11 protein-coding genes are annotated in these 11159 nt (G+C 76.0%); 1 reads left to right on the forward strand and 10 read right to left on the reverse strand.

Annotated elements, in window-relative coordinates; all coding sequences use genetic code 11:
• Positions 1–9: 9 nt before the first annotated feature.
• Positions 10–1602 (reverse strand): AbgT family transporter, encoded by a 1593-nt coding sequence (locus O4U47_RS10750; protein WP_270677632.1) that lies wholly within the window; start codon positions 1600–1602, stop codon positions 10–12.
• A 120-nt stretch (positions 1603–1722) separates the two neighbouring features.
• Between O4U47_RS10750 and O4U47_RS10755 the strand changes: the two genes are divergently transcribed.
• The gene (locus tag O4U47_RS10755; RefSeq protein ID WP_270677634.1) at positions 1723–2778 is read left to right on the forward strand and encodes an Lrp/AsnC family transcriptional regulator; all 1056 of its coding nucleotides are present in this window, start codon (positions 1723–1725) and stop codon (positions 2776–2778) included.
• A gap of 31 nt (positions 2779–2809) precedes the next feature.
• Here the strand turns inward: O4U47_RS10755 and O4U47_RS10760 are convergent, their stop codons facing one another.
• The 9 genes from O4U47_RS10760 to O4U47_RS10800 form a co-directional block, all read right to left on the reverse strand.
• Positions 2810–4534, reverse strand: coding sequence for a sensor histidine kinase (locus tag O4U47_RS10760; RefSeq protein WP_270677636.1), 1725 nt, complete (start codon positions 4532–4534; stop codon positions 2810–2812).
• Between the two features lie 94 nt (positions 4535–4628).
• Positions 4629–5627 (reverse strand): Acg family FMN-binding oxidoreductase, encoded by a 999-nt coding sequence (locus O4U47_RS10765; RefSeq protein WP_270677638.1) that lies wholly within the window; start codon positions 5625–5627, stop codon positions 4629–4631.
• Positions 5624–6157 carry a universal stress protein gene (locus O4U47_RS10770; protein WP_270677640.1) on the reverse strand — a complete coding sequence of 178 codons (534 nt, stop codon included), beginning with the start codon at positions 6155–6157 and terminating at the stop codon, positions 5624–5626. Before O4U47_RS10770 ends, O4U47_RS10765 begins: the two co-directional genes overlap by 4 nt.
• 113 nt (positions 6158–6270) lie before the next feature.
• Positions 6271–7074: an HAD family hydrolase gene (locus O4U47_RS10775; protein ID WP_270677642.1), complete on the reverse strand. Its 804-nt coding sequence runs from the start codon at positions 7072–7074 to the stop codon at positions 6271–6273.
• A 405-nt stretch (positions 7075–7479) separates the two neighbouring features.
• On the reverse strand, positions 7480–8106 hold the full coding sequence (locus O4U47_RS10780) for a dihydrofolate reductase family protein (protein ID WP_270677643.1): 627 nt from the start codon (positions 8104–8106) through the stop codon (positions 7480–7482).
• A gap of 332 nt (positions 8107–8438) precedes the next feature.
• Complete coding sequence (locus O4U47_RS10785) at positions 8439–8804, reverse strand: ArsR/SmtB family transcription factor (protein ID WP_270677644.1); 366 nt, start codon at positions 8802–8804, stop codon at positions 8439–8441.
• A 352-nt stretch (positions 8805–9156) separates the two neighbouring features.
• Entirely contained in the window at positions 9157–9843 is a 687-nt protein-coding gene (locus tag O4U47_RS10790; RefSeq protein WP_270677645.1) for a response regulator, read from the reverse strand.
• A 110-nt stretch (positions 9844–9953) separates the two neighbouring features.
• The gene (locus O4U47_RS10795; RefSeq protein WP_270677646.1) at positions 9954–10526 is read right to left on the reverse strand and encodes a CGNR zinc finger domain-containing protein; all 573 of its coding nucleotides are present in this window, start codon (positions 10524–10526) and stop codon (positions 9954–9956) included.
• Positions 10523–10867: a VOC family protein gene (locus O4U47_RS10800; protein WP_270677647.1), complete on the reverse strand. Its 345-nt coding sequence runs from the start codon at positions 10865–10867 to the stop codon at positions 10523–10525. The genes O4U47_RS10795 and O4U47_RS10800 overlap by 4 nt, the downstream gene beginning before the upstream one ends.
• Positions 10868–11159 lie beyond the last annotated feature (292 nt).

An 11159-nucleotide genomic window follows, 5' to 3' on the forward strand; every position in this document is an offset into this window, starting at 1 on the left:
GGGGGGACGCTACGGGTCGATGCGCGCCTCCATCCCGGGACCCACCGGCGTCCCGGTGAAGAAGAAGAGGGACAGCACCGCCGTCCACAGCACCAGGAACGCCAGGGAGAACGGCAGGCAGCGCGCGATCACGGTGCCCAGCCCGGCCTTGGGCTCGTAGGCCCGGAGGAAGCCCAGGATGACCACCATGTACGGGTTCAGCGGGCTGATGGCGTTGGTGGAGGAGTCGCCCACGCGGAACATCGCCTGGACGAACCCCGGCTCGTACCCCAGCAGCGCGAACAGGGGCACGAACACCGCCGCGAACACCGCCCACTGCGCCGAGCCGGAGATGACGAAGATGTTGATCAGGCAGGCCAGGACCACGAACGCGAGCAGCGCGCCGTAGCCGGTGAAGTTCCAGCCCTCCAGCGTGCCCGCGCCGCTCACCGCGATCCAGTCCGACACCCGGCTCCAGTTGAACAGCGCCAGGAACTGCGCCAGCACGAACGCCACCACGATGAATCCGGACATGTCCTTGACCGCCGCGCCCATCATCCGCGCCACGTCGCCGCCGCCGGTGATCTCGCCCGTCACCCGCCCGTAGACGACCCCCGGCACGGCCAGGGCCAGGAACACCAGGAACACCACCGAGTCGAGCAGCGGCGACTCCGGCAGGAACGCCCCGCCCTCACCGCGCAGCGGGGCGTCCGCCGGCAGCACCACCGCGAGGACGGCGGCGGCCAGGACCAGCAGGGCGGCCCCGGCCCACAGCAGGCCGCGCCGCTCGACGGGCGACAGCTCCGGGTCCATGCGCAGGTCGGCGCGCTCGCCCTCGCCCTCGCCCCCGCCGGGCGCCGCCGCGGCCACCGGCGTGCGCGGCACCCCGCGCCGCTCCAGCGCCGGTTCCAGCACCTTGTCGATGAGCAGCCCGGCCACCCCGGCCAGCAGCACCGCGCAGGACAGCGAGATGAAGTAGTTCGACACCACGGTCACCGGCGCGGTCTGGGCCGCCACCGGCTCGGCGGCGGCCGTGGTGATCCCGCTCAGCAGCGCGTCGGTGCCCGTGATGAACGGCCCCACGCTGAACCCCGCGGTCGAGGCCGCGAACCCGCCCAGCAGGCCGGCCACCGGGTGCCGCCCCGCCGCGGCGAACACCAGCGCCGCCAGCGAGGGGACCAGGATCATCGACGCGTCGCTCATGATGTTGGCCGAAACCCCGATGAAGCCGACCACGTACGGCAGCAGCCACCGGGGCGCCCGCCCGAACGCCCGCCGCACCAGCGCCGTCAGCAGCCCCGAGCGCTGGGCGATACCGACCCCGAGCAGCACGGTCAGTACCACCCCCAGCGGGGGGAACCCGATGAAGTTCTCGACCAGGGACGTGGTGAACCAGGCCAGGCCCGCCGCGCTGAACAGGCTCCGGACCGGCTCGGTCCCGCCGTCGGGCAGGTCCACCGTGGTCCCCAGGGCCGCCATCAGCGCCGAAGCGGCGCCCACGGCCAGGAACAGCAGCAGGAAGAGCAGGAACGGTTCGGGCAGCCGGTTCCCGGCGCGCTCCACGGCGTCCAGCACGCGCGCACCGAGGCGCGGCCGGGCCTGGGGGACCTTCTTCTCCGACATCGGCCACCTCGCAACTGGGGGGAGAACATGCAGCTCACCGGCCGGATGAGGGCTCACACCCTAAGTCGGGCGGCGCTAAGCTGGCCGAAATGCAGGATTCCTGCCGCGCCAGGGGGACCCATGCAGCATTCCGGCAATCACGCCGAAGGGCGGGACCGCGGGGTCGACGAGTTCGATCTGCAGCTGATCAACGCCCTGCAGCTCGCGCCGCGCGCGCCCTGGGCCCGGCTGGGCGCGGTGCTGGGCGCCGACGCCACCACGCTCGCCCGCCGCTGGGACCGCCTGACCGGTGCCGGGCTGGCGCGGGTCACCGCCTTCCCGGCGGCGCCGTCGCTGCCCCGCCAACCCATGGCCTATCTGGAGCTGACCTGCCGCAACGGCACGGTCACGGAGGTGTCGCGCGCGCTGGCCGAGGACCCCGGCACGCTCAGCATCCAGTTCACCGCCGGGCGGCACCAGCTGCTGCTGACCGTCAGCCACCCGCGGGAGCTGTCCTGGTACCTGCTGGACTGGATCGGGTCCTTCCCCGACGTGGTGGCCTACGAGACGCACGTGATCACGAGGATCCCCTTCCAGGCCAGCCGGTGGCACCTGCACGCGCTCGCCCCCGGACAGCGCCGCGCCCTGCAGGCCATGGCGGGTCCGGTGCCGGGGCCGGGGGCGCCGCCGCCGGTGACCGAGGCGGACCAGGCCATCATCGGGGCGCTGGCCGAGGACGGGCGCGCGCCGTACGGCGCGCTGGGCCGCGCGGCGGGGGTGAGCGCCAGCACGGCCGCCCGGCGCCTGGACCGGCTGCTGCGCGGCGGCGCGGTGGGGCTGCGGTGCGACGTGGCCCGACGGGAGCTGGGCTGGCCCGCCGCCGCGGTGCTGTGGGGGTCGGTGGCCTACGAGGAGCTGGAGCGGGCGGCGGCGGACCTGGAGGAGACCGTGCCCGAGCTGCGGTTCTGCAGCACGGTCGCGGGCTCGGAGAACGCGCTGCTGGTCGTGTGGCTGCGGGCGATCGCCGACCTCCCCGAGGTCGAGCGCCGCCTGGAGGCCCGCCTCCCGGGGCTGCGCCTGACCGACCGGAGGATCGTGCTGCGCACGATGAAGCTGATGGGCCAGGTGCTCGACGGCGGGGGCCGCTACGCCGAGACGGTGCCCCTGCGCATGGGGGAGCCGGGCGCGCGGGGGTGAGGCGCCGGGCGTGTGGGCCCGCGGCCGCCGCTCACCCCTCCTCGGACAGCGGGGCGGTCCACAGCAGGCGGGTGCCGCCGCCCGTCCCCGGCCCCACCGCGAACGCGCCGCCCAGGGCCTGCGCGCGGTCCTTCAGGTTGCGCAGGCCGCCCCGGCGCCCGCCCTCGGGGACGCCGCAGCCGTCGTCGCCCACGTCCACCTCCACCGCGTCCTCGTCCACCCGCACCCGGATGTCGGCCCGCGAGGCGCCCGCGTGGCGGGCGATGTTCGACAGCGCCTCCTGCAGCACCGCCAGCACGTGCTCGGCCACGCCGTCGGGCACACGGCTGTCGATCGGCCCCTCCAGGCGCAGACCCGGCGTGAACCCCAGCGACTCCCCGGCCGCGTTGGCGATCTCCAGGATCTGGGTGCGCAGCCACCTCCGGTCCTCACCGCCCGCGTGCTGCAGGGCGAAGATCGTCGAACGGATCTGGCGGATGGTGTCGTCCAGGTCGTCCACCGCCCGCTGCACCCGCTGGGCCTGCGCCGGGTCGTTGGTCCGCCGCACCGTGCTCATCAGCGACATCGCCACGGCGAACAGCCGCTGGATGATCACGTCGTGCAGGTCCTTGGCGATCCGGTCGCGGTCCTCCAGCACGCTCAGCCGCTCGGCGTCCACCCGCGCCTCGGCCAGCTCCAAGGCCACCGCCGCGTGCCCCGCGAACGCCGACAGCAGGTGCCCGGTGGTGGAGGCGTAGGCCTCCTCCCCGTCCGCCCGCGCCAGCACCAGCAGGCCCCGCGCGGCGTCCTTGCCGCCCAGCGGCGCCAGCAGCACCGGCCCCAGCTCCAGGCCCTCCAGGAACGGCAGCGTGCACCCGCCCTCCGCCGCACCGGGCAGGGACACCGGGCCGCCCTCCCGGTAGGCGCGGCCGGCGGGGCTGTCGTCGAGCTCCACCGCCCGCCCCCGCACCCGCTCGGCGCCCTCGCCGTCGGCGGTGTCCACCACCAGGCCGTCGCCGTCCGGGTGCGGGATGGCCAGCGCCGCCAGCACCGACCCGGACATGCGGCGGGCGCGGCGGGCGATCAGCGCCAGCACGTCGTCGGCCTCGGTGCCGGTCAGCAGCCGGGTGGTCACCTCGTCGGAGGCGTCCAGCAGCAGCTCGCGCCGCCGGGTCTCCTCGTACAGGCGGGCGTTCTCGATGGCCACCCCGGCCGCGGTGGACAGCGCCACCACGATCGCCTCGTCGTCCTCGTCGAACTCCCCGCCGCCGGCCTTCTCGGTCAGGTACAGGTTCCCGAAGACCGCGTCGCGCACCCGGATCGGCACCCCGAGGAACCCCCGCATCGGCGGGTGCCCCTTGGGGAACCCGAGCGACTCCGGGTGGTCCTCGATCCGCCGCAGCCGCAGCGGCCGCGGGTCCTTGATGAGCAGTCCGAGGATGCCCCGCCCGCGCGGCCAGTGCTCGATCCGCGCGATCTCCTCCTCGCCCAGGCCCAGCGGCAGGAACCGGGTCAGCCCGCCGTCGGGGCCGATCACCCCCAGCGCCCCGTAGCGCGCGTCGACCAGGTCCATGGCGGCCTGCACCAGGCGGCGCAGCACCGCCTCCAGGTCCAGCCCGGAGCCGATGGTCACCACCGCGTCGAGCAGGGAGTGCACGCGGTCCCGGGTGAGCAGCGCGGTGTCGATGCGCGACTGCAGCTCCGAGAGCAGGTCGTCCAGGTGCAGGCGGGGGAGCAGGACGCGGGCGCGCTCGGGACCGGGGAGCTCTTCGCCCATGGGCTCACCTTCCGATGCTCCGGGGACGGGACGGCGGTGCGCGAGCGCCGATTCTACTCCGGGCGCCCCGGTGCGTAGGTGGGCCCGTGGACGGTCACCCGCCTTCCTGCACGGACGCGAACAGGCGGTGGGGCCGCGCCTCCCGGCGGCGGCCCAGCCGCAGGACCATCTGCGGGTACGCCCCGTCGCACATGCGCGCCCCGATGAACGCGCGCAGGTGCGGCTCCTCCAGCGGCTGGGTGTGGAAGGCCGAGGACACCCCGCCCGCGGTGGCCGTCAGCAGCACCCGCTGCAGGGCGCGCCCGGCGGCCAGGCGGTCGGCCCGCCCGTCGCCGACGGTGGTCAGCAGCGCGGCGGTCCCGGCGACGTCGCCGTGCGGGTCGAGCAGGCCGCGTACCCGCCCGCGCCCGTAGTCGCGGTCGGGGAAGAGCGCGTCGGCGACCCGGCCGGGGGGCGGGAAGTCCTCCGCGTGCACCCCGTCGGGGTCGGCCGCGTCCGGGGCGCGCACCCAGCGCGCGAGCTCGTCCCCGGTGTCACGTTCGCAGCGGTGCAGGAACTCGGCGGCGGTGACCAGCCCCGCCAGGGAGCGCGTCAAACGCTCGTCGCCCAGCGGCCTGAGCACGGCCCCCTCGGCGGCGGCCGCCGCGACCAGCGCGCGCACCGTGCGCACATCGTCCACGTCCGCCGGGAACGGGCCCCGGTGGGTGCGGCGGAGCCCGACCGACTCGTACAGCATCCGGTCCTCGGCGGTGGGCTCGACGGTTCCGGCCGCCCGGACCTCGGCCAGCAGGCCGGGGCGGTCGGGATCGGGCAGCTCCCGCACGGAGGGCCGCACCCCGTGGGCGCGCAGCGCGGCCACGGCGGTGAACAGGGCCGCTCCACAGCTCACGACCTGCTGGCGGGCGTCGGGGTCGGAGACGGCCAGGCGGCGGTCCGGGTCGGTCCCGAGGGTGATGCGGCCGTCCACGCGGCGCACGGTCCACGGCCGGGTCCCGTACACCGACGGGGCCTGGTCGGCCGCGCGCACCGCCGCGTCGAGGGCGGAGGCCTCCGACGGCGGGTTCGGCCGTGTCGAGGGGGCCTGGGGAGTCATCTCGCACCTCCGCCCGCGGAGCCGACCGGCTCGGCCGTCCGCCGCGCCGGGGCGTCGTCAAAGGCGCCGTCCTGAGCCCACGGCGCCCGCTCCAGGCCGACGAAGACGACCGGGCACGGGGCGATGCGCAGGCAGGCCGACGCGGTGGGCCCGAGCGGGGGAGCGCCGGGGCCGCTGGGGCCGCGCGTGCCCAGGACCAGGAGCTGGGCCCCTTCGGCGGCGCGCGCGAGGCCGCGCGCGGCCAGGTCGTCGCGGCGGACGGCGTGGTGCACCCGGGGCCAGGTGCGCCGGGCCCGCTCCACGACGTGCTCCAGCTCGCGCTCGGCCGGACCGGTGCGGGGGAGCGCGTGCGCGCCGGCGTACGGCGCGTGCGGGGCGTTCCCGTTGTCCAGTACCCGGACCGCCCAGAGGTCGCAGTCGCGCAGGCGGGCTTCGCGGACGGCCCATTCCAGCGCGAACGCCGCAGGGCGCGTGCCGTCATAGCCGACCACGATGTGCGGGGCCGTCCCTGCCGGGATTCGTGCGTCCATGTCCGCCGTCCCTCTCGTTCGGAGAGCGGGTGCCTCCGTTCACCTTCCATCCCACCCGTCCGCGGCGGGCGGCCGACAGGGTCTCGGGGTGGTGCGGGGTGGGCCGTAGGTCCCTACCCCGGGCGGCCGGGGGTGGTGAGTTCGCCGGGGTCGGCCACCACCGCGTCCGCCCCCGACCAGCCGGTGAGGCGGTCGCTCGACGGTGTCCCGTTCCCGGCGGAGTCCCGGTCGACGGCCACGACCAGCCTGAACCCGAGCCGGTGCGCGGCACGCACCGCCGGGGTCGACGAGAGCAGCGCCGCGCTGGACCGGGGCGCGACCCCGAGCCGCGCCGCGGTCTCGGCGAGCACCGCCGCGTACCGCTCCTCAGCGGTGACCAGGCCTTCGGCCGCCCAGCCGTCGACCACGGCGTCGAACAGGCCCGCCATGCCCGCCGCCTGCACCGTCGCCGCGGCCCCGCGGTTGCAGGAGACGGCAGCGGTGGCGACCCCCTGCGCCCTGAGCGCGGCCAGCAGCGCCGCCGTGGGGGCCCACGCCGCCGTGCCCACCGTGCGCAGGGAGTCCAGGTAGTACCGGTCCTTGCGGTCCCACAGCCGGGCGACGGTCTCGTCCCCATTGCCCTCGTCCCCTTCGCCCACGGGTGACAGCGCCCAGGCGGCGAGGCCGCCGTCGCGGGAGGCGGCGAACGCGCGGGCGGCCTCCGGCGGCGACTTGCCGTACATCAGCCGGTAGTCGTGGCGCAGGTCGAACGGGCGGAAGCGGCCACCGCGCCCGCGTGCGCGCTCGCGGAGCAGTTCGTCGAAGGTGCGCTTCCACGCGGCGGCGTGCAGTGGTCCGGTGTCCGCGACGACACCGTCCACCTCGACCACCATGGCCGAGACGCCTTCCAGCGTGACCAGCGCGCTGCCCCTCGCCATCGTCGCGGCCTCACTTTCCGTCCCCGCCGGGCGCCCCCGGAAGGGGCGCTCGCGCGGGGACGGAACCATCCCACCCTGTGCACGGGGAGCCCGACAGGGGCCTTGGTCGGGTCCGGCACGGCCAAAGGACGGATAAGCGGAGTGACCGGGCCACCGGTCCCGAAGGGCGGCAGGCGAACGGCCTGAGCGCCGGGGCCTTTCGTTCCTGGGCGGCGCGAGGGGTCTGGGGCAGCCTGGAGGGTGCGGTCTTCGGGGCGATGATCCGTGACGGCGGGGTACCCCGGAACCGCAGGCCCGCGGTCCGCGGCCGACGCCGCCCGGATACGACGGAGCGGACGCGGAGCCGGACGCCGGGCGGTGCGCGGGCGCCGCCCGGCGTCTCTTCATGGGGCGCCCGAGCGGTGGTCAGACGAAGTCGGACACGCGGGCGTAGTCGGCGTGCGGCGCCCGCCCCTGCGCCGCGTACTCCAGCAGGAGCAGCCCGTTCGGCGTCGCCTCGTGCGCGACCAGCCGGAGGCCGGAGGAGTCCCCCGGACCGGACAGCAGCCGTCGGCCCGAACGGAGCACGGTCGGCGCGACCACCGGCGGGAGCGTGTCGACCAGGCCCGCGGCCAGCAGCGCGTCGCCCAGGCGCGCGCTCCCGTGGATCTGCAGCTCGCGGCCGGGCCGCTCCTTGAGCCCGGCGACCGCCCGCACCGGGTCGCCCCTGAGCACGGTCGTCGGGTTCCATCCCCCCTCGGTGAGGGTGGAGGAGACGACGAACTTCGGCAGCGTGTTCATCCGCTCGGCGAACGGGTCGTCCGGGTCGGTGATCGCGGGCCGGTCGCGGGCGAACGCCTCATAGGTGCGCCGGCCGAACAGCAGCCCGTCGGCGAGGCCGAGCCACTCGGACGCGCGGCGGACGAAGACCCCGTCGATGTGCGGGACGAACCAGCCGCCCCCGGTGAAGCCGCCGCTGGTGTCCTCGTCCGAGGCCCCGGGGCCCTGGCTGACCCCGTCGAGCGTGGTGAACTGGGTGAGCGCGAGCCTCATCGCCGGGCCCGCCCTTCGGCGAAGGCGGCGAGCTGCGCGGCCACCGTCCCCATCCTTCGGCGAAGCCGAGCTTCTCGTGGCGGGCGCGCGGCTCCGGGTCGCCGTGCCGGACGACGATCCGGTAGCCGGTGCCGTCGGGGTGGTCGGCCATCGTGACCTCGGCGGTCATCGCGACGGGGTCGGGGGCGGCCGGGCGCAGGCCGCCGTCGACGGCGATGAAGCACGCGTCCAGGTGCGGCACGAAGGCGGCGCCGCCGTCCTCGCTCATCCGCGTGACGAACCCGCCGCCGGGGCGCGGATCACCCGTTCCAGGGCGGGGTCGAGGCCGGGGTTCATGGTCGGTCGCCCTCTCGGTCGGTCCTGTCGGCCCGTTCGTCCCGGCCGTTGGCGAACCGCTCCAGGCGGTCGGTGCGCTCCGACCAGATCCGGCGCTCCTCGGCGAGCCAGTCGGCGACGAGGCCGAACCGCTCGCGGGCGAGCACGCAGGTGCGTACGCGGCCGGTCTTGACCGTGCGGATGAGCCCGTTCGCCTCCAGCGTCCGCACATGCTTCATGAACGAGGGGAGGGGTATGGGGAAGGCCTCGGCGAGGTCGCCGACGCTGGCGGGGCCGTGCCCGAGCCGCCGCACGACCGCGCGGCGCGTCGGGTCGGCGAGGGCCGTGAACACGCCGTCCAGGTCCGCCGAACAGTTTGCCATGAGGCTACGTGTCGGTGCGTGCGGCGCCCGGCACAAGGGGGCGCGCGGGGCGGCCGTCACGTCGCGTTCGAGCGGTGAGAGCAGGGCGCGTCGCGGCGGGTCCTTCGCCGGGCGCCGACCGGCGGACCGGCCGGTACGCGCCCGTCCTTCGCGCACCGGCCGGTGCGTTCGGCCGCGGCGCCCGCGGCCGCTTCGGAAACGGTCGTGCCATGGGGGCCTTGCCGTATCTCCCGACGCTAACCGGGACACCTCTGCGCTCCGAGGGCCGGACGCCCCCGGGCGGGCGGCGGACCGGCGCGGCCGCGGGCGACCAAGGCCGCTTGACACCGCCGGGCGGGTCCGGGAGCCGCGGCTACCGCCGGTCGTCCTCCCGCCGCGCCGCCTCGCTCTTCAGCCGCGCGGCGAGCGCCGCCGCCTGGGTGCGCCGCCGCATGTCCAGCTTGGACAGGACGCTGGACACGTAGTTCTTCACCGTCTTCTCCGACAGGTACACCCGCTCGCCGATCTGCCGGTTGGTCAGCCCCTCACCGATCAGCTCGAAGATCCGGCGCTCCTGCTCGGACAGCTCGTCCACCGGGTTGCGGCCCGCGTCGGCCTCCCGCATCCGGCGCATCATCCGCGCCGTGCTGCGCGGGTCGAGCAGCGACCCGCCGGCCGCGACCGTGCGCACCGCGCCCACCAGGTCCGAACCGTGGATCTGCTTGAGCACGTACCCCGCGGCCCCGGCCATGACCGAGTCGTACAGGGCGTCGTCGTCGGCGTAGGAGGTGAGCATCAGGCAGGCCAGGCCGGGCAGGCGCGAGCGCATCTCCCGGCACACGCCCACGCCGCTGCCGTCGGGCAGGCGGACGTCCAGCAGGGCGACGTCGGGGCGGGCGGCGGGGATGCGCGCCTCGGCCTCGGCGGCGGTGCCCGCCTCGCCGACGACGGAGATGTCCTGTTCCTCCTCCAGCAGCGCGGCGGCGCCCCGGCGGACCACGTCGTGGTCGTCCACCAGGAAGACGCGGATGGCGCGTTCGCCGCCGTCGGTCGTGGTCATGGTGTCAGCCCCTTCCATCGGCCGCCCTCCGCGTATTCAGGGGGGGAACCGACCATCGCACGGCCGCGCGGCCGAAACCAGCGCCCGGGGGGACACATCCGTCCACCGTCTCAGCGGGGTCCGCCGCCCGGTCCGCGGGCCCGGCGGCGGTGGGCGGCCACCCGGGTGCGGGTGCCGCAGCGCGCGGAGCAGTAGCGTCGCCGACCCCCGGTCCCGGGGTCGAGGAACAACCGGTCGCAGCCGGGGGCCGCGCACACGCCGCCGGGCACCCGCTGCTGGTCGGCCAGGAGCACGGCCAGCGCCATGGCGCCGGAGGACAGGAGCCACTCGTCCACCGGTCCATCGTCGGAGGCGTCGAGGTGCAGGTGCCAGTGGGTGGCGCCCCGGTGGTCGGAGAGGCGCGGCGGGCGGACGCCGGTGAGCAGGGCGTTCACCCGCCGCGCGGCGGCGGCCGTGTGGGGCGCGGTCGCGGCGTCCCTGAGCTTGCGGGCGGCCGCGGCCATCGCCCGGACGTCGGCGGTCGTCAGGTCGAAGGGCCCGCTCTCCCCGTGCGCGCGGAGCACGTCCTCGACCCGCGCGGGCGGCGGCGGGTCGGGCAGCAGCACGTTGGCCAGGGCCGCGGTGCGCAGGGCGACCGCCCGCACCCACGGCCCGGCCAGCAGCCCGGTGACGGGGTAGGTCACGCGCCACCGTCCCCCGCCTGCGCGCCGACCGCCTGCACATCCACCTTGCGCCCGTCGGGGTCGATGAGCACGTGCCGCCCCGGGGCCAGCGGGGGCACGGCCCGTCCGCCGTCGACCTCCAGGCCGAGCCGGGCGGGGCCGGTCGGTGCGGACAGGACCGGATACAGCTCGACGACGGTGCCGTCATCAAGGACGGCGGCATGGTGCTCGGGGCCGTCGCCGTGCTTCTCCTCGGCGAACGACAGTCCGAGGGCGCTGTAGAACGCCCGGCAGTCCTCCAAGCGTTCGGTGTACAGGACCAGCAGCGAGAGGCGGCCGTGCAGGGGAGTGGTGTCGGGCAAGAGGGCTCCTGACGAGGTAAGCGGTGGGCCCGCCCCGGCGGCGTCGCCGACGGCGCGGACGTCGGAACTTCCGGAGGCATTGTCACCCGCCAGACGCGCGCGCGGATGTGGAGATGGGTGGTGACGGAGTGAGTCGGGCGGTTCCCCGAGCCTGGCTTCCGTCCGCCGGGCCGCCGGGCCGCTGCAGTGGAGGGTGGTAGGGCGGCGACGACGAAGGTCGGTGGTCCTACCTGTGGTGCTGTCGGCCGCCGGGCGTGTGCGTGGTCGCGGTGGTGGGCGGCGACGGGGTGAG

It is taken from the genome of Nocardiopsis suaedae (assembly GCF_027706745.1).
Taxonomy (GTDB): domain Bacteria; phylum Actinomycetota; class Actinomycetes; order Streptosporangiales; family Streptosporangiaceae; genus Nocardiopsis_A; species Nocardiopsis_A suaedae.